General features: G+C 67.4%; 12 protein-coding genes and 2 pseudogenes. 8 read left to right on the top strand and 6 right to left on the bottom strand.

Translation table 11 applies throughout. The annotated features are described in order from the left end of the window. The first annotated feature begins 199 nt into the window (after positions 1 to 199). Positions 200 to 616, top strand: coding sequence for a peptide deformylase (locus AC3ET3_RS22305; RefSeq protein ID WP_399019630.1), 417 nt, complete (start codon positions 200 to 202; stop codon positions 614 to 616). A 268-nt stretch (positions 617 to 884) separates the two neighbouring features. Here the strand turns inward: AC3ET3_RS22305 and AC3ET3_RS22300 are convergent, their stop codons facing one another. Genes AC3ET3_RS22300 through AC3ET3_RS22290 form a run of 3 tightly spaced genes read right to left on the bottom strand, consistent with a single transcriptional unit; the run spans position 885 to position 7,959 of the window. Further along, positions 885 to 3,527, bottom strand: a complete 2,643-nt coding sequence (locus AC3ET3_RS22300) for a pPIWI_RE module domain-containing protein (RefSeq protein WP_435612755.1) — start codon at positions 3,525 to 3,527, stop codon at positions 885 to 887. Further along, positions 3,527 to 6,778 (bottom strand): pPIWI_RE_Z domain-containing protein, encoded by a 3,252-nt coding sequence (locus AC3ET3_RS22295; protein ID WP_488191833.1) that lies wholly within the window; start codon positions 6,776 to 6,778, stop codon positions 3,527 to 3,529. The genes AC3ET3_RS22300 and AC3ET3_RS22295 overlap by 1 nt, the downstream gene beginning before the upstream one ends. A gap of 53 nt (positions 6,779 to 6,831) precedes the next feature. After that, a complete protein-coding gene (locus tag AC3ET3_RS22290; RefSeq protein WP_435612753.1) occupies positions 6,832 to 7,959 on the bottom strand; it encodes a restriction endonuclease-related protein in 1,128 nt (375 codons plus the stop codon). A gap of 933 nt (positions 7,960 to 8,892) precedes the next feature. Between AC3ET3_RS22290 and AC3ET3_RS22285 the strand changes: the two genes are divergently transcribed. The 4 genes from AC3ET3_RS22285 to AC3ET3_RS22270 all read left to right on the top strand — a co-directional run bounded on the left by AC3ET3_RS22285 (position 8,893) and on the right by AC3ET3_RS22270 (position 12,682). Then, positions 8,893 to 9,432, top strand: coding sequence for a hypothetical protein (locus AC3ET3_RS22285; RefSeq protein WP_435612752.1), 540 nt, complete (start codon positions 8,893 to 8,895; stop codon positions 9,430 to 9,432). Between the two features lie 53 nt (positions 9,433 to 9,485). Further along, on the top strand, positions 9,486 to 9,695 hold the full coding sequence (locus AC3ET3_RS22280) for a hypothetical protein (RefSeq protein WP_435612751.1): 210 nt from the start codon (positions 9,486 to 9,488) through the stop codon (positions 9,693 to 9,695). 249 nt (positions 9,696 to 9,944) lie between these two features. Continuing rightward, the gene (locus AC3ET3_RS22275; RefSeq protein ID WP_435612750.1) at positions 9,945 to 11,240 is read left to right on the top strand and encodes an HNH endonuclease; all 1,296 of its coding nucleotides are present in this window, start codon (positions 9,945 to 9,947) and stop codon (positions 11,238 to 11,240) included. After that, a complete protein-coding gene (locus AC3ET3_RS22270; protein WP_392366071.1) occupies positions 11,237 to 12,682 on the top strand; it encodes an argonaute/piwi family protein in 1,446 nt (481 codons plus the stop codon). The genes AC3ET3_RS22275 and AC3ET3_RS22270 overlap by 4 nt, the downstream gene beginning before the upstream one ends. A 198-nt stretch (positions 12,683 to 12,880) precedes the next feature. On the opposite strand, the pseudogene AC3ET3_RS22265 reads toward AC3ET3_RS22270, so the two are convergent. Continuing rightward, a pseudogene (locus AC3ET3_RS22265) lies at positions 12,881 to 13,066 on the bottom strand (DNA-directed RNA polymerase subunit alpha); the annotation flags it as partial. Positions 13,067 to 13,167: 101 nt separating this feature from the next. Here AC3ET3_RS22265 and AC3ET3_RS22260 point away from each other — a divergent pair. The 3 genes and pseudogenes from AC3ET3_RS22260 (at position 13,168) to AC3ET3_RS22250 (ending at position 14,852) form a co-directional block, all read left to right on the top strand. Then, positions 13,168 to 14,064: a DUF5655 domain-containing protein gene (locus AC3ET3_RS22260; protein ID WP_435612762.1), complete on the top strand. Its 897-nt coding sequence runs from the start codon at positions 13,168 to 13,170 to the stop codon at positions 14,062 to 14,064. 66 nt (positions 14,065 to 14,130) lie between these two features. After that, positions 14,131 to 14,437 (top strand): annotated as a pseudogene (locus AC3ET3_RS22255) (NUDIX hydrolase); the annotation flags it as partial. 1 nt (position 14,438) lies between these two features. Further along, positions 14,439 to 14,852: an NUDIX hydrolase gene (locus AC3ET3_RS22250; protein ID WP_435612749.1), complete on the top strand. Its 414-nt coding sequence runs from the start codon at positions 14,439 to 14,441 to the stop codon at positions 14,850 to 14,852. A 246-nt stretch (positions 14,853 to 15,098) separates the two neighbouring features. On the opposite strand, the gene AC3ET3_RS22245 is transcribed toward AC3ET3_RS22250, so the two are convergent. Further along, positions 15,099 to 17,246 (bottom strand): DEAD/DEAH box helicase, encoded by a 2,148-nt coding sequence (locus AC3ET3_RS22245; RefSeq protein ID WP_435612748.1) that lies wholly within the window; start codon positions 17,244 to 17,246, stop codon positions 15,099 to 15,101. A gap of 53 nt (positions 17,247 to 17,299) precedes the next feature. Further along, positions 17,300 to 18,652, bottom strand: a complete 1,353-nt coding sequence (brxD, locus tag AC3ET3_RS22240; RefSeq protein ID WP_435612747.1) for a BREX system ATP-binding protein BrxD — start codon at positions 18,650 to 18,652, stop codon at positions 17,300 to 17,302. Positions 18,653 to 18,703 lie beyond the last annotated feature (51 nt).

The following is an 18,703-nucleotide window of genomic DNA, read 5'->3' as shown; positions in this document are numbered from 1 at the left end:
GCCGGGCGCCGGTCATCATCTCACCCCGTGACAAACGTGATGATGATTGGTGCGCCAAGGGGCCCAGCGAGTAGACGCGCAACCTCGGGGTCGTCCAGGCGGGCGCCCCCATCCTCGGTGAGCCGGCACGTCCCTTCGACCTTCCCGCCGAGCGGGATGGCGCGGAACGTGTTGTGGACAGACTCTTCGCGTTCATAGAGTGCATCGCCCAGGTGCACACCTTCGCCAAGGGCTGGGGATCGCCGCGCCTCAGATCGGCATTACCCGTGCTGCTGCTGTCGTTCAGCCTGCCGAGTCCGGCGCTGGCCCCATCGTCGTCCTCAACCCTCGTGTCACGGATGTGTCGGAGGAGAGCGATGAGCAGTACGAAGGGTACCTGTCCTTCTTCAACGTGCGAGGGAAGGTGTCTCGCCCTCTGAGAATGACCGTGGAGACCACATCCCTCAACGGTGCCACGGTAACCAACGTCTACCAGCGCGGCCTGGACCGCCTCGTCAAGCACGAGATTGACCACCTCGACGGCCTGCTGTACACGGATCGTATGCAGTCAGGGGTTCTGCCTATCCGCGTTGAGGAGTACCGGCAGACCGGCCGGGCATGGGCGTACGACTCCTGACCCGGAGCTCCCAGTGACGATGGAGGACGTGGGCGGGGAGGACCCTCAATGACGTGGGACGATCTGTGTGTCCGCTGTCCGCGACGTGGATGCATGGCCGCTGCGGTTCGTACGGTGACGACAACGGCCCGCCGAAGAATCCGCCATTGCTACCTGGGCGGCTTTCGGCGGAATCTACCTGGGTGCGGTGACGCGTAGCCGGATGGCCTCATACCCATCCGGCTAGCGCGTGTGACCTGACCAGTCAGCAGCGGCATGGGCTGGCCGATCAGACGATGTATTCCTCCATCAGCTCGGCGAGGTGGACGATGGCGGGCCACGTGGTGGCGATGTCGGTGTGGGCGTGGAGGCGTCGTTGGGCCTGGACGTACATGGCCCAGTCGGCCGGGTTGTCGCCGTCTTGGAGGAAGGCGGGCACGATCTCCAGGGAGGTCGGGTTGGAGCAGGTCCAGGTCCGGTTGCCGGTCTGGGCCGGGTCGAACTTGGTGATCGTGAGAGGGGTCTGATTCTGATCGGGGCGCGGGTTGATGCCCCAGAAGGCGCGTTCCCCAACTTCGACCAGGCCGGAGAATCGTCCGTGACGGGTGACGGGGATCAGCTCGTCGGTGTCGTCGCCGGCGCTGACCATTTCCTGGGTGACACCGAAGGCCCTGGGCACCGCAGAGCGATCGCTGCGCTCACGTAGCCGGATGATGCGCAGGCCCGGTTGGTCGCCGGGCTTACGGCGGTCTGGGTCCGCGTTGGGGGCCGTGAGGTCGATGCCCGGCAGCACGAGCTGGTCGAAGGTGATGCGGCTGTCCTGGAGCCAGGGCCAGATGTCCTTGTCGCTCGTCCGGGCGCGGCGTACGAGCAGCAGGCGATTGGCGGTGGAGTCGAGCGACAGGGCGTTGGTGAGGAATTCGGCGAGGGCCGCGCGTGCGGTACGGGGCACGCGTCCGCGGCCGGCCACGAGGGCTTCCGGTAGGGCGGTCAACGGCATGGGGCGCTCGGTGGGGCTGCCCGTCGTCGTCATGAGTTGTGCCGTGGGTTCCTCGTGGGTGTGCTGACGGATCAGCATGGGCACGAGCATCCGCTCGCCTGCGGGGGCGAGCCAGACGGTGATCAGCTCGAAGGGGCCTTCGATGCCGGGTGGGGCGGGGAGTTTGGGCAGGTGTCCGGCCTGGCGGAGGGCGTCCCGGAGGGCGGAAGTGGCGCGCTCGATGTCGGTGGTCGCGAAGTCGGTGCCGAGGAAACGCTTGGCGAGGGCTGCTTTGCTGGGATTGGGGTTGGCCGGCGGGATGGGGCGCAGGCCCTGGACGTTGCGGCGCAGGCTCGGGAGGACTTTCTTGAAGAGGGTTTTGGGGTCGCGCTGGTGTGTGCGGGAGAAGTAGGCCGCGCCTTCCATCTCCACGATGCAGGCGATGGGGTGGGCGAGGCGGGGGAATGCACGGGTGATTCGCGCCGTGCGTTCGACCTCGCTGGCTTCGTAGGCGGCCCGCCGGGCTGCCGGGTCTGACTCGGTGGAGCGTGGCAGACCGGCGGCCAAGTCTTGCGGGTCGTGGCGGTGGAGGGTGAGGTTGATCGGTCCGGTGAAGCTGGCGCACGCCGCTGTTGAGGTGGCGGGAGTCAGGCCGAGTTTGTCGGCGGCAGCTGTCTGTAGACCTTGCCAGGTGCGGTCGGAAGAGGCCCAGACTTCGATTTCGTACGTGGGGGAGTCGGGCAGATGCATCGGCAGGCGTGTCTTCGACCGGGTCCGTGCCTTGGGGCTGGGCGTCAGGGGGACCAGCCCCTTGTCCTCCAGTTGTCGGGCGACCTGAGTGAGGACCTCCATATGGTCGCGGGGCTGGTAGCCGTGGCCGACAGGGTGGTCGTGGGTGGCACGAGCCGGCGGGGCGCCGTCCTGGTTCGGATGGCGGTAGGTCATGCCGGTGCTGTGGACGATGTGCGCGGCGAAGGGCTGAGCCGCCGCGTTGCCCGGGGCGGCGCGCAGTTCGTCGAGGCTGGGCGGCTCGTGGTGGGTGAGGCGGGCGAGGATGCTGGCGACGCCCGGCTGCCAGGTCCATGAGCTGTCCTGTCCGCGTCGGCGGATGATGACGGAGCTCTGCAGGAGCATGGGACGTTCGCGGCGGTGGATGAATCCCTCTTTGGCGGAGAGCAGGACGCTGGCGGTGGGGTCGCCGTTTCCGCGGCGGGGGATGTAGTCGAGCGCGTTCGTCGCGAAGCGGGTCATGCCCAGGTCGAGGTGGAGGTGGACTTCAGGGACCCCCGGCACGGTTTCCAGGTGGAGGGTGAGGACGTCCACGCTGGCTCCGGCCGCGCCGTCGTCATCGATGAGGGGCTCCGGCTGGCCGAGATGCAGGGCGCGGCGGCCGTCGGCCTGGGTGGGGCCGAGCCGCAGGTCACGGCGGTGGCCCAGGAGCTGAAGATCGGTGGTGGTGAGATGTTCGGCGACGAGGCTGGGCAGGAGGTCGAAGACGTGCGCGGGAGGGTTGGCGGTGCCGTTGAGATGAAGGCCGTGCTGGGCGAGGTCGAGGTCTTCGGGGATCCATTCGAACTGTCCGGCGCCTTCGAGACGGCCGTACCAGTCGGTGTCCGGCACCTGGGGCGCCACATGAGCGGAGGCCCATGCCGACAGCGCGATCAGCAGCAGATCCGGGTCGATCTCGGTACGCGCGCGCAGCCAGGCCGGATGGCGAGGGTCCCAGTGCACGGAGGTGATCTCCGGGTCGATGAGGGTGATCAAGTCCCTCAACGACCTGGTGGGCAGGCTGTCGGGTCCGTTGCGCTTTCGACGGCCGGGGCGGGCTTCCCAGGCGTCCTGCAGAAGGCTGAGCATCCCCGGTGGGCAGGTCGCTCGGTAGCCGGTGACGGGCCAGCTGGCCCCGGTAGCGAAGGTGAGCACGGTGGCCTGGGTGGCGCGGTAGGCGGGCATCAGCGGTGACCCCAGTCGATGTTGTCGAGGAGATGGGAGGCCAGGCCCCAGCAGGCGCGGGCGAGTTCATGGTCGAGGCGCTGTGCCGCGGTGGCGGTCGGGCCTGGATCGGTGAGCCAACCGTGCAGGAGTTGCTGGGCGGCGACGATCACGCTCGTGCGGGGAGTGTCGGCCGCGGTTTCGTCGAGCGTGGCGGTGCGGGGCGCGAAGGCAGCGTCGCAGAGGTACACCAGAACCGGTTCGTTGCCACGGATGCCGCGGCCGATTGTCTGGTGGAGCGGGACGAGGAAGTTGCCGACGAACGCCGCGTGTTCGACCGGGTCGGTCAGGCGGGAGAACAGGACCGGCTCTCCGACCCGCTGCTGCCAGCGGCGGCGTTCGCCGTGGCGGAGTTTGCGCGCGAGGTCGACGGGATCGACCGAGGGGTCGGCCAGCTCGATCGGGTCGCGGAGGCGGCGCATCGCCTCGCGGCTGAGCAGGGACAGCGGGAAGGTGGCATCGTCGGCGGGTGGGTGGATGCGGGCCAGGTAGAACACCGCGCCGAGGGCTGCGACGCGGCGGGCGTTGAGGATGTTGTGGCCGCGTTGGACGGCGCCTTCGGCAGCAACCAGGATGTCGGCGTCGGACGCGGCAAAGGTGGGCAGGCGGCGCCTCGGGATGCTGTGCCGGGTGGGCGGGTCGTCGTCGCGAATGACGTGCAGGGCCGTGTACGGGGTCTTGTGGTTGATGTAGTCGGCGACTGTCTGGGCATCGCGGGTGCTCTGCACGGTGAACAGGACCTGCTGACGGTCTTCGGCCAGCCGCAGACGGGCCTGCTGGAGCAGGGACTCGCGCGCACCGGGGGCCGGGTTGCAGATCCAGTCGGCGGCCGTGCACAGCGCGTGGGCATGGCGAATGGGGTCGCCGCCGGTGCCCGAAGTAAAGACGGGACGGCCGTCGGGGTAGCGCGGCGGGCGGAAGAACATCTTGCTCTCCTTCAGCGCCGCCCTGGCCTTGGCCGGCTCCCGGAGTACCAGGTTCGGGGCGACGTCCAGGTGGAAGCGGGGCGAGGCGGGCATCCAGCTGGTGGCGGAGGCCAGGACGACATGCGGTCCCTCGATGCCCTCGGCTGTCAGGAGATCATGGAGGTGGTAGAGCAACCAGCGGCCGACCCCGCGCAGCCACAGGATGCTGAACGACCCGCTGTCACCACCGGGGTTGGGCTGCCACTGAAGTGCCATCAGGTTCCCGGCAGCCTGTTCGGGCACGAACGGCATCAGGTCACGTGGCGGCTGCCGGCTCCAGAAGTCCTCTCCGTCGCCGATCGGGGAGGAGCTGATGGCGTGCAGCCGTTGGGCGACTTCGAAGAAGGAGGTCGTGATTCGCGCGGCCCACACCCCGGCCTGCAGCAGTTGTGCGTACTCCGCCAGCGTGCCTCGGACCTTCGCCTCGTCGATGGCGGGCTGGTGTGTCGTGATCCATGCCTCTGCGGCCTCCTGGGCTGAGACACGAGTGTCGTGGGCTGCCGTCATCGCCTCGATCAGCTCGGCCCAGTTCGCCGCAGGAGCCTGAAACGGGGCGGAGAGCAGCGAGGCGAAGTGCGCTTCGAAGTAGTAGTCGGCGGCTTCTTCCTGTTCCGCCTTGTCCGTGAAGTCAGTCCGTTCACCAAGGCCGTGAAGGCTGCGGGCCAAGCGCCGCATGAGGCTGTAGCCGGTGAACGGACCCTCGGCGATGACGTCGCGCAGTGCGTCCGCACCAGAGGCGATGACCAGCCGGTACAGCTCGGTCAGTGCCTGATCGTGCCGACGGAAATGTTTGTCGCCAGCCGTCACCTCCGGGTTCAGCAGATCGAGGAACCAGGAGTGCTCCAGCCGCTGCCCGATTCGGTCGCCTACCCGGTGACTCCAGCCCCTGCCGGGCTGGGAAAGGATCTCGTGCAGCAGGAACCGGTCGTCGAATTGCTGCTGCACGGTGTCGGCTTCGTCGACGAGCAGGACGGACAGGTGGTGCTGTGCCGCTTCGGCGACGCGGACCTCGATATGGGACTGAGGCATCCTCGTCGAGGCCAGGCCCGCCGCGGTCGTCACCCACACCTGTGCTTCGGCAACCTTGCGTGCCGCCGTATGCGAAGGACACTGGGACAGAAGCGGGCAGTCTCGACGCCCGCTCTCGCCGACGACGGTGAGACGGCCTGTGCAGGGCCGCTCCTCGCGGGGCAGCGGGGCCCGGTCGGTCCTGCTGGTCAGCCGCAGCTCCTCTAGGTAGCACTGGTCGTCGGCGAACGCCGCGGCAGGGTCCAGCCCCGTGGGGAATGTCGTCTCGCCGTCGTGGAGCAGGGAGCGCCAGAACCGGTCCTTGTGGACGCCTTCCCGGGTGCGTCCGAAGATGGGCACGGCATCGATGCCCAGGGCCTGCAGGAAGCTGACTTTGGCGAACACGTCGCTGCCGGAGGCGAGGACGAACCCGACCTTGCCGCCGCGGCGGGCGACGATGAAGGCGATCAGGTCCAGCAGGGTCGACTTGCCGCTGTTCATCAGGCCGACCACGTGCCACATGCGGTCAATGGTCATCCGCCACTGCTGATCGAGGAGATGACCTTCGGTGTGGTCGGCCAGCAGGGCTTCCATCTGCTCGAACCGTTTGACGAAGTCCCGGTTTTCGATCTCCGGATGGGCTTCCAGGAGTTTATCGATCTGTTCAGCAGCCCACTGGAAGTCATTCCGCGTGAGGTGGATGGGCTCCTGCACTCGGGAGACTGCTGCGGACAGCACCGCGGGTGCCGGCGCCGGGATGAGAGTCTCGGGGACGCGGATCTGTTCCCGCCTGCCGTCGGCCCGCTCGAAAGAACACACCGAACCCGGCGGCACCGGCCGGTACGGGGACGCCGTCTGGTAGGGGGCGATTTTCTGCAGCGTCTGACGGTAGAGGTCATGACGGGCCGCGGCGTACGGGGTGGACCGCCGGGTGAACACGGTCGACAACTCCGGCTTGTGGCCGCGCATGTCGCAGGGTTCGAAGCCCCGCACCTGTACCGGCAGCTTCACGTACTGATCGAGCTTCTCCCGCATGGTTCCGGTCTTGGCAAGCGGGCCCATCACCTCCCGCAGAGTCCGCAGCTGCGGACCCAGGTCCTCATCCAGACGCATGTAACCGGACAGCACCGGCCACAGCGCGCCGACGCCCTGGCCGGGCAGATGGTCGTCCAGGAACGACAGGCCCATCTCCAGCGCGCAGATTTCCCACGGCCTGAGGGGGCCGAGCAGGGGGCGCACGCTGTCGTCCGTCAGCTCCTTCACCAGTTGCTTGCTCCAGGCGCGGGTGTCCCTCATCGCGTTCCTCCTCCCTGACGTGCACGGACGGTGGCCTGCCGCAGGAACGTCTTCTCGTCGAGGACTTCGACGCCGGAAACGCGGCCCTGCAGTTCGCGCTCAAGGTCCGTGCGGTAGCCGGGAGTTCTGAGGCGGTGCATGGGGATGACGATGATGCGTCGCCGCGCCGGCACGCGTGGATCGCAACGAAAGCCCCGGGCGAGTAGGGCAGGGCTTGAGCAGTCCTTGGCATCGACGGCCCAGAGCTCCGCCTCTGCACCCGGTTCCCGGGCCTCGAACGCCAACGCCATATCCCACGCGTCCAGGCACGGCCAGTCCTCGATGCACAGTGTGCCGTCGGCGAGTTCGCCCAGGCGGTCCAGCAGCCGTCCCTCCAGCAGTCCCGGATCGTGGAAGAACTGGCGGGTTGCCCGGTGCTGGGCCCAATACGCGCCCAGACACGTCACCTCGTACCGCTCTGGCACCCCTGTACAGCCGGGAGCCCCACAGCCAACGGCCCCGTCGTCAACCGGATTCCGGCAGTCGGCACAGCGCCGCAGGCGAACTTTTCCCGGCGCCTGGACCGGGTGGTGGACGTAGGCGACGCGGACGAACTTCGCGAGGAACGAGTCATGGTCGGAGTCCGCTGCCGGGAGTTCCCGCGCCAGCGCCTGGACCTCGCGGTCCGGGAGCACCGGATGGTCGATCAGCAGGCGCCGCAACCGGCAGTAGACCCGCTGGACAGCGTCGTCGTCCTTACCGTTCATCCGGGCACACAGCATCAGGGCGGCAAAAACCTGATTCTGAACGAGCTCCGCCTCGACGTCAGCGTGCTGGATCAGGTCTGCCGCCTGCTCGGCGAACTCAGACAGGGCATCACCCTCCAGCAGCACCACTTCGAGATCGCCCTCGGTGAGCGACAGCGGTACAGGCCACGATCCCAGCGGGCGACGGCACCAGTCGAACAGCTCCAGGTCGTTGCTGGGGCCTTCCAAACCCAGTGACTGCGCCTTCCACCACAACCGGCCGCGTGCATCACGCCAGGCACGCGGCAATGGCCCCGACCCGTCCGTGCCGCGGGCTTGAACGCCGGCCCGCTGTCGTTCGAGGCGGATTTTCACCAACGCGGCACACAGCAGCTCCACCAGCAGGTAGTCGTCCTGAGCGGTCCGCGAGTCTCTCTCTCCGCCGAGGCGGGCGTCCCGCGATGCAGGGACCGCAGCAGCGGGGCGGTGGTCATCTGGAAAGTCGCCGTCAACCGATGGTGCCTGCGTACCCCCGGAGGCCGACGCAGCCGCTTCCTGAGCAACATTCATAGCCGACCGGTATACCCGACCGCACTGACAACGTCTCTCGGAATTCGAATGTCTATGCGATTGACCCGCTCATGATTTCGGTTATCGTCGGCTGGCGCTGCCGGACAGCACTGTGGTCGGCGGCGCTACGGCCTGCGGGATGCTTCGATGGGGATCTCTGAAAACCGCTCTGCCTTCGACTCCGGGAAGGCGCGCGGCCCGCGCTGTCAGTGGTGGGTGGTGGGATATGCCGTAGCACCGTTGCCGATGTCTCCGGAGTCGCCCGCATGAGCTTAGATATGACGGCCCCTGCCTCTCGCGAGCCGAAAAATGGCATCGGAGCGAGCCCGGTACCTCGCTCGGGTTGCACCGATCGGACACGAGCAGTGAGCCATCGGGCTGCGTCCTGGGAGGTCTGGTGCGGGCTGCTCTCGAGCGATGGGGTCCGGCGGGCGAACCTCGCAGTGGCGACAGGGGGCGTGCAGGGCGCCGTCGGCTACCCGCGCGCATATGCCCGAGGGCACCGCAAGGTGCGTCCCGATAGCGGCGTCGTTTGCCGTTTTCGTGGTTTTGGGGAGGCGGATATCGTCTGTGAGTCTCCCGCGCAGGGAGCGCGACGCTTCGCGTGTGCTCACCCGGCAGGCCAAGCCTGGTGTGTACATGCAGAGCCCGCCCTAAAGACGCAGATCGAGATCAGCCCGCACGACGAGGCATGAGCAGCATGCCCACCGCCATCTTCTACGGTGAAGTCAAGTAGCCTCCACCACAGGGAAAGAGACCCGTGTGCAGACGCGTACCGTGTGCCTGTCCCTCCTACTCGTGGCAGTCCTGGGCTCCGTGACCGCCTGCGGCCACGGCGCGAGCACCGCATCCAAGGAGACCGACGGCAACGCCAAGGGCAACGAGCAGACCAAGGACAGCGGCACCCTGACCGTCGCCCTGGGCCACAGGGCCAAGTCGCCCGACGGTACGACCGCCACCGTGTCCGACTTCACTCGGGGCGTCACGAGCGAGTACGCCTCTGTCAAGCCGCAGCCCTTCGTCGCCTTCAAGGTGACCGTGCACAACGGCGCCAGCGAGATAATGGACCTCACCCGGTTCTCCCTCTCCTGCGCCGACGGCGAGCCGGTCTACGACAGCACCCAGGGACTCGAAGCGGCGGGGTCGGCGACCTGGGGGGCGAAAAGCTACGTGGACCCGGGGGAGGACGCCACCTGGAAGGACGGCTGCCCACTCCCGAAGGACGCGCACAAGGTGCAGATCAAGGTCACGCCCGAGGCCATCAAGTACCAAACCGCGATCTTCTCGGGCGAGGTCAAGTAGCCCCGACCACAACCGCCACGGGCGGACCATGCCTCAGATCGATCATGCGGCGTGTGTTACGTGATCAAATTTTCGACCTGCTGCTGCCGGACCTGGCGTCGGTGACCGTGACTGACCTCCATATCGCCGGCACGACACTCACCATCACTGCTGCGCCGCGATCGCGCGACGGCGCCGTACCCGTCGTGTGCCGCCAACTCATGCGTGTCACGGCCCTTACCGGCGCAGGCCGGTCGATGTCACCATCGGAGTTCGTGCGGTGACGATCAATCTGACGGTTCGCCGGAGTCGGTGTGAGACTTTGTCCACACCGGACTTTCGCCGAGCAGGTCGAGGGACTGAGCGAAGACAGCACAACCAGTGGTCAGCAGATCAGAGGCTGGGCCGACGCGGTGACGACCCACCAGCGGGTGCTGCGACGCAGCGGAGCCCCGATGGTTCGCACTCCTGTGGCGAGGGAGGGCCTTTGTCAGAGGTCGTCCGTAGCATGTGGGTTACCTGGAGGAGGTGTTGTGGCCGTACCTGTCGCGCAGCAACGCAAGTTGACCCAGCGTTCCGGCAATATCTGCGCCTTTCCCGGATGCGGCTTACTGCTGACGGCTCAGGGGACGCCGGAAGACCCCGTTGTGGTGCTTGGCGAGATGGCCCACATCGTGGCGGAGAGCCCGAACGGTCCGCGGGGCGATTCACCGTTGACGCCGGAGGAGCGCAATCGGTACGAGAACCTGATCTTGCTGTGCAATCAGCATCACCAGCTGATCGACTCCGAAGGTGCGCTGGCGAAGTACACGGTGGAGCGTCTGCACGCCATGAAGGAGACTCACGAACAGCGGATCGAGCGCAGGCTTGGCGGGCGTTCCAACGTGCCGACGGAGCTGCCCCCGATGGTCAACGACACCGTGTACAGCAACGTGCTGCCGGTTACGCAGATGCCGCGCTACATCTACGGAGCTCCTTGCTCTGTCGGCCGGGAGAACGAGGTCCGGCCAGCCGCGGCATCTGCTGGGACGATGACGCCGTTCATCCTGCGTGAGGGGCGGTTGTGGGCATTCCAGGACTTGCGGGACACCAGCAACCCGTTCGTCGACGTGGTGGCGTGCACGGAGACCGAGCGCTTCTCCACCAAGGAGTGGTGGACGGATCCCGACAGGCTGGGGTGGTACGTCGCGCTGCTGAACCGGTCGCTGAACAAACTCACCGGACGTCTCGGACTGCGGCTCGACCACGACCACCACCGCTACTACTTCGAACCGGAGGCTGCTGGCGTTGAACGCTCCGTGCCGTACCGGCCGTTGAATGCCAGCAGGGCGACCCGGAGCGTCGTATGGCAGCCCAAGAAGCGAGCGACCGGGGAGGCTCGCAACTATTGGCTTCACCGTGCTGTTTCGCTGCGCTTCTTCCTCATCGGTGACAACCAGTGGTGCCTGAGCGTCAGACCCGAGTTGCGTGTCACCTCCGACGGCTTCGAGTCCATACAGGCCAAGTACATCGGGCGGCAGGTGACCCGGAAGAAGTCCCGCCTCTTCAACCACGACCTCCTGGGCGAAGTGCAGTTCTGGCGGGACTTCCTCGGCAGGAGCACTCCGCGGATTTTCTTCCCCTTCGGCACGGACAGGCAGAATTTGATCGTCTCGACATCGCTGAGTAGCGGACAGGTGCGCTGGCCGGGCATTCCCCCCGAGCACGACATGCCCTTCAAGAATGTCGACTACGTGGACGACCTCTTCACCTGGGCCGAGGCGGAGCGTCTGAGCGAGGACGATGATGCCGCCGACGAAGACGACGACGCGGAGGAAACGCTGCGATGACGGCACGCCCTGCTCCACCGAGGATCTCGCCCGCCGGCTCCCCGTCGCTCATCGCTAGCACCTACTTTCCCGAACCGCTGCTGCAGTTCGCCGACGACGGCCTGCACATTGACCCCAAGGCCGGCATCGCACGCTACGGGCCGCGTTCCTGGACGGCATCGGGCCGCCATCCCACCCGGCTGCGCGTGGGGCTGATCGGTACCGCCGAGCTCGTCGAGGCGGCCCGTACCTGGATGAGCAGTCGCGCCGAGGGCGTACGCGGGGATCTGAACAACCCGGAGTTCCCTGGGTGGATGCCCGACCGCGGGTTCTTCTCGTCGCTGGAGTTCGACGACGCGTGGAATGAAGAACTGGGGCAGACCGAACTGCGGCAGGTACTGGAGATCAAGTCGCAGAAGGACCGCTTCCACGCTGCCTTGACCCTGTTCGAGGCCAAGTTCCGGCAGTTGGCAGAGCGTGACAGCGTCCCCGACTACGTCGTGATCGCGCTGTCCGACCAGATCGTGACGCGCTGCGGCACGGCCGACTACACCGGCAAAGAGACCGGCGCGGTCCATCGCGACCTGCGCCGGGCTCTCAAGGCGAGCGCCATGAAGTTCCGCATACCAACGCAGATCGTCCGAGCGCCCACGCTCGACGGGCGCGACAGGACACCGCCCTCCCGCATCGCCTGGAACTTCTTCACCGCGATGTACTGCAAGGCGGGAGGCTATCCGTGGAGTCCGTACGGCCTTACGCCTGGGACCTGCTACGTCGGCATCGGCTTCTATCGGCCACTGGGTAGCGCGGATGCGACGATGCAGACCAGTCTCGTGCAGGCGTTTGACGAGCGAGGGGAAGGACTGGTTCTCCGGGGACACGAATTCGAGTGGGATCCGAACAAGACCGGGAGTCGTTCGCCTCACCTGACGGCTGACGGCGCGCACCAGCTGATGGCCCTGGTACTCGACCGGTACGAGGCAGCCATGAAGCAGACCCCGGCTCGCATCGTGGTCCACAAGACCTCGCGCTACTGGCCGGACGAACGTGACGGCTTCCGCGCGGCGATCGAGTCCCGTGTGCGGCGCTACGACCTGATGGCGCTTGAGGTGCAGAGCCGGGTACGTCTCATCACCACATCGAAGTACCCGCCGCTGCGCGGAACCCGTTTCACTTTCGGTGACTTGGACTACCTGTACACGACGGGCTACATATCCGCGCTCAACGAGTTCCACGGGATGCACGTTCCGGCGCCGCTCCAGGTCGCAGACCATGTCGGACAGGATTCTTCGCGAGATGCTCTGCTGAAGGAAGTCCTCGCGCTCACGAAGCTCAATTGGAACTCGGCCGCATTGGGCGGACTCCTGCCGATCACGATCAAGTTCTCCGGGCTGGTCGGCGAGATCATGAGGGAGATCCCCGCAGACCGGGAGCCACTGCCTCAGTTCAAGTTCTATATCTGAATGCACGAGGTGCCGGCCTCGGGCAACGCCCCCTTCTCGTCAGCTCCCTGCCGGCGAAACGGCTGTACGACCTGCGGCATTCGGCGCTGTCCACCTGGCTGTACGTTGGCGCGACCCGCCCGAGGTCCCCTGAGGGCGTCGAAACAGCGGTGAGGTTCTCCTGTCCCTGGACGCTTTGTCTTATGACCGGCGCGCGGCTCAGCGGTACTGCTCGGTCTCCACGAAGCCCGCGTCCGCGTCGAAGGCGGCGGCGGGCGGGTTGAATCCGGGCGGGCTGTCCTTCAGGGCCAGGCCCATCCCGGGGAGCTTTTCCATGACCTCGGCGATGGACTTCGCACCGAAGTTGCGGACGTCCGGGAGGTAAGCCTCGGAGCGCTGAACCAGTCGATCGGGCCTCCGGCACACGTTCTTCACGTGCCTCGTGCTGGTTGCGGAAACAATTCTCCGCCCGTCCGACGTTGTCCATCTCCTATGCGATAACGGGGGTGGTCGGCTTGAAGTTGTTCCGGACGGACGCATCGCAAAGCGGCGTGAGCGAGGTCATGCCGCGTCTTGCTGAGGTCGAGGCAGATGTGCAGGGTCTCGTCGAGGCGCACATGGAGACGCTGCTAGGCGTCCGTTTCCTGGCGAGCGAGTACGGCACCGGGCTGGTCCACAGGGGCCGGATCGATTCGCTCGGGCTGGACGAGAACGGATCGCCAGTCATCGTCGAGTACAAGCGCGGCGTCGACGCCGGCGTCATCAACCAGGGCCTGTTCTACCTGGCGTGGCTAATGGACCACCGTGCCGAGATCGAGCACCTGGTCCGCGACCGGCTCGGGATGAGGGCCGCGTCCAATGTCTTGTGGAGCAGCCCTCGCCTGATATGTATCGTCGGCGACTTCACGCGTTACGACGTGCATGCCGTGCACGAGCACCGGCGTTCGATCGACCTGGTTCGCTACCGACTCTTCGGGAGCGACCTGCTCGGGCTTGAGACCGTGGCGTCCGGGAGCGGCGGCATGCAGGCGGCACGCCGGGCCCGCCGCCGGGCGGTTGCCCGGGCGACAGCCGACGTCCAGGACGCGTCGATGGTTGAGCTGGCGAGCGCGGTCGATGAGGCACTGCTCGGGCTCGGGGACGGTGTGAACCGCGTCGAGCGCAAGACGTACCGGGCGTACCAGCGGCTGCGGAACTTCGCCTGCCTCTGTCCGCCACAGCGGAGCAAGCTGCTGGTCTACCTGAAGGTCGACCCGAAGGAAGTCGACCTTGTCCCGGGATTCACCCGGGATGTCTCCGGTCTCGGTCACCACGGGACGGGTGATCTGGAGGTGCAGTTGCGTACGCCGAGGGATGTGGAGCGGGCGCAAGATCTGTTCCTGGCGAGCTACGCGGCGGCGTGATCGCTGGCGGTTTCTCGGTCGTGCCTGCTCACGTGGTCGGTCCGGGCCTGTCGGGTGATGCCTTTCGGGATCACCTGGCAGTTCCCGGCCGGTGTCATCAAGCCAGGAGCCAAGGCGGAGACCACCCACCGTGCGGGAAACCTTCGACGAAACGGGTGTCCACTGTGCGGTCCGGCAGCGCCTTGGGAACCGGCTTCATCCGGTGACCGGCGTGCTGTGCGAGTACTTCCTCTGCGAATACCTGGCAGGCGAAGCCAGCAACACCGACGCAGTCGAGAACATCGACGTCATATGGGTCCCAAGAAACTCGGTCACCCGCTTTATCCCCGTCGATACGATCTTCCCACCCATCCTGGCTGTCCTGGAGGAGCAGCGTGACGCAGCAGAACGCGGAGGAGCAGCCGGGCATCGCCGCGGCCATCGTCGTCAGCGGGGGGCGCGTGCTAATGGTGCGGCGCCGGGTCAGCGAGGGACAGCTCTCGTGGCAGTTCCCGGCCGGCGAAATTGAGCCGGGTGAGAGCCGCGAAGACGCCGCCGTACGAGAGACCCACGAGGAGACCGGGGTGGAGGTGGTTGCCATGAAGCTGCTCGGCGAGCGGGTCCACCCGAAGACGGGTCGGTTGATGTCGTACACGGCCTGTGAAGTGGTGGGCGGTACTGCCTATGTCGCGGACGCCGAGGAGTTGGCTGAGCTTGCGTGGGTCGCCCATGACGATATTCCGCAGTACGTGCCATATGGGCTGTTCGAGCCGGTGCAAGCGCATCTGGACGCAGTCATGGCAACCTGAGTGGTTCCAGCTCAAATGGGTGATCTCTTGAGCTCGAGTAAGTGCGTTGGAATCAAGGCTGGAACCGGGGCGTGGCTGGTGGAGGCGGACCTCAACCTCGGTGAGCAGGACCTGCCTGCCCCTCGTGGTGAAAGCCTAGGTGGGTAGACAGCACCGGCCACCGCATCGACATCGAGATGAGCGCGAGCGTCCTCCAGGCCGAGAAGGGCCTCAGCCGCCCGAAAATTCGCCTGTGTTCCGGGTTGTTCAGGTGCCCCATTCCATCCGTACGGGCTCGCGGGCTGCGGCGAGGGCGCCGTCGAAGTCGGCGAGGCGTTCGGCGAGGGTGGTGGTGGCGATGCGGGGCGGTAGGGCCGCCGAGAACTTCAGGCCGCGGACTGCCCGCGGGTCAACGGTGGGCAGGGTGAGGGAGTCGGGGAGCTCGGCGCGGGCGGTTTTCCAGTCGGTGGGGGAGAGGTCCTGACGGAGGCGGACATGGGTGTCAGTGGGGCGCTGTACGGGGTCGGCGAGGCTGCCGAGGGAGGCGGTGAGGGTGGCGTTGGCGCGGTACCCGGCCCAGGTCCACCAGCGGGTGGCGTCCGGATCGCGGACCAGCAGGGTGCCCGCCGGGTGTACTTCGTAGGGTGCGCGGTCCATGCGGAGTTCAGCAAGGGCCGCGACGGCGCGGCGGGTGAGGCGGACGTCGGGATCCGTGCCGAGCAGGACGTCGCGCATGGCGCGGGTGAGGACGTACGACAGCCCGCGGGCTTCGCTGCCCTGCCATTTGGCGATGCCGCCGTCCTCGACGGGTTCCACGAAGGCACGGCGTCGGGCCCAGTCGATGAACGTGACCTGCCAGCTGCGGCCGGCCAGCAGCAGGCGGCGCGGGCCCGGTCGTTCTTCGGTGAGGACGGTGGGGTCGGTGGTGCCGATCTCGGTGCGTCCAGCGAGCACCGTGAACTCAGGGGGTGCGGTGAAGGAGGCGGTCAGCTCCATGAAGTGCCGGCGGCCGAAGTGCTTCTCGGCTTCGGAGCCGATGAACAGCATGCCGCCGTCGCTGTCGAGGAAGCCTTCCGCGACCAGGTGCGACAGGAGGGGCGCGGCAGACTGGTCGAAGGGAGCCAGGCCGTTCCACTGCTCGGGCCACAACCGGTCGCCGACGCGGTGTTCCTGCAGGGTGACGGCGAGGATCTGCTGGGCGACGAGATGGCGGGGTGAGGGGGGCGGGGTGACGGGTTCCACCCAGCCACGGGCCCACAGAGTGAGCAGGCCGGCGGCTTGGAGCAGGGTGTCGGGCCGGGTGGCGAGGAACAGGCAGTTGCGGGATGTGCCGGCGCGACGCCCGGTGCGGCCGATGCGCTGCAGGAACGAGGCCACTGTGCCGGGGGAGTCGATCTGGATGACACGGTCGAGGTCGCCGACGTCGATGCCGAGTTCCAGGGTGGAGGTGGAGACGATGACGCAGTCGCGGGCTTCGGCGAATGCCTGCTCGGAGCGTGCGCGTTCGTCGGTGGACAGCGAGGCGTGTGAGAGGAACACGGTGACGTCGCGGGCGCGCAGTGCCGCACCGAGTTCTTCCACCTGCTTGCGGGAGTCGCAGAAGACGAGCCGTTTCTCGCCCCGGTGCAGGGCGGAGATCACCTTGGCGGCGTTGGCGAGCGATCCGACGTAGTCGAGCTCCACCTCCCCTGCGGGGCGCGGGTGTTCGGTGGTCCCGGTTGTGGCGGGCAGAGTCACGCCGGGGGCGACGACCCGGCCGGGGCGATCGGCGGGGCGTGCGCCCTGGAGCCAGATGAGCAGGGCGTCGGGGTTGCCGACTGTGGCGGACAGCCCGATGCGCTGGATGCGGTGGCCGGCGAGCCGTTCCAGGCGTTCGAGCACGGCAAGCAGGTGCCAGCCGCGGTCGTCCCCAGCGAAGGCGTGCACCTCATCGACGACGACGGCACGCACCCGGCCCAGCATGTGTGCGTGGTCGGTCTTGACGCTGATGAGCATCGCTTCGAGCGACTCGGGTGTGGTGAGCAGAAAGTCGGGGGATTCGGTGCGGATGCGACGGCGTACGGACTCGGGGGTGTCGCCGTGCCAGAGGGCGGCTCGGCGCCCCAGCCACTGGGCGTAGCTGTCGACCCGGTGCACCAGGTTGTTCAGGAGCGCCTTGAGCGGGGCCAGGTAGAGGACGGAGGTGCCGGTCCAGCGCTGCTCTCGCATGGCGGACAGCAGGGGGAAGGTGGCGGCCTCCGTCTTCCCGCCCGCCGTCGGCGCGAGCAGGACCGCGTCCTCACCGTTCATCAGCGGGTGCACGGACGCCTTCTGCAGCGGGCGCAGATCGGGCCACCCGAGCGTGTTGACGATGTGGTGCAGGACTACCGGGTCAAGGCGCTCCAGCGGGTCAGTGCCGCGCGGCTGCTCCTGCACGTCTGCAACTCCAGGGCTGTTCGTCAGAGTTCGGGACTTCGGGAACTGGGGCGTCAGAGGTCGATGTCGAGGTCGTCAGCCGAGGCGGCCGGTGCGGGCGCGGCGAAGTTCCGTTCGGTGGCGGTGAGCTCACTGCTGCCCACGGTCAGCTTGTAGTGCCTGCGCGGGTCGAAGTCGGGGAACTGATCGATCCGGTCGAGTACGTCGCCAACCAGCTTCTTCAGATACAGCCGTGGTGCGACTCCGACCTTCCCGCCCAGTGCCCCGCCCACAGCCCGGGCCAGGTCGGTGAGGTAGGCGTCGTCGGCAAGCTGCTTGATCCTGTCGGGGGACTGGGAGCCTTCGGTATACAGGTCGCGGATGGTGGCGCCCAGGCCGGTCAGTGATGCCTCGGTGAATCCGGGCAGCCGGATCTGGACGGCCCGCGGGTTGTCGAAGCGGGGGTCGGTGGTGAAGTCGGTGGCGAGGCGCTGGGCGAGCGGTGCGAGTCGCTGTACGCCCTGTTGCCCATCGTAGAAGGCGGGCGTGCCGGTGATGATGAGATACAGGCCGGGGAAACGGCCGGAGTGGACCTCGTCGATGAGCTGCCGCAGCGCGTTGAGTGCTTTGTCGCGGGCGTCGGAGCGGACCCGTTGCAGGGTTTCTACTTCGTCCAGGACGAGGACGAGGCCGGCGTGCCCGGCGTCTCTCAGCACGGTGAGCAGGCCCTGAAGGAAGCCGAAGGCACCGAAGTGGTCGAGGTCACCGCGGACGCCTGCACTGCGCCGGGCGGCTGCGGCGACGTGCGGCTGGCCGCCGAGCCAGGCCATCACCGCAGCGGCGGTGGCCTCGTCGCCGGCATCCAGGGACTGCTTGTATCCGCGCAGGGCGGTGGCGAACGCGGGGGCGTGTCGGGACACCTCGGCCAGGCGGGCAGTGAGCAGCCGGTCCACGGCCTGTGGCAGCTCGCTCTCGCTCGCGCCGTCGGCGAGTGCATCCTCCTCGAGTGCGTAGAACCAGGCGTCCACGACCGGCCGCAGGGCGCTGGGCGGGAAGCTGGCGGTGGCCAGGCGCTCAGTGAGTCGCCGGTAGACCGTCTCCAGCTTGTGCAGCGGGGTCTCGGTCTCTGACACCTGCACCTCGGCCACGGCAAAGGTGCGCCGTTTGGCGCGCTCGCCGAGCCAGCGGGTGAAGAAGGTCTTGCCGGATCCGTACTCGCCGCGCACGGCCTTGAACACCGAACCGCCTGCGGCGACAGTGTCCAGTTCCTCATCGACGGCCCGCTCGAAGCGGTCTAGTCCGGTGGCAAGCAGGTCGAGGCCGCTCTCGGGGACAGCGCCGCGCCGCAGCGCGTCCACGACAGCACGCCGCCGCACCGCGCTGACCGGGGTGGCAGCCCCGGATGCTGAAGATCCAAACGCGTTCACCCGAATAGTCTCCCATCCGGCTGCCCACCTGGCCGGACACCCGTGCGTGCA

Source organism: Streptomyces sp. bgisy159 (assembly GCF_057707805.1).
This window is presented reverse-complemented; position numbering and strand designations above follow the sequence as displayed.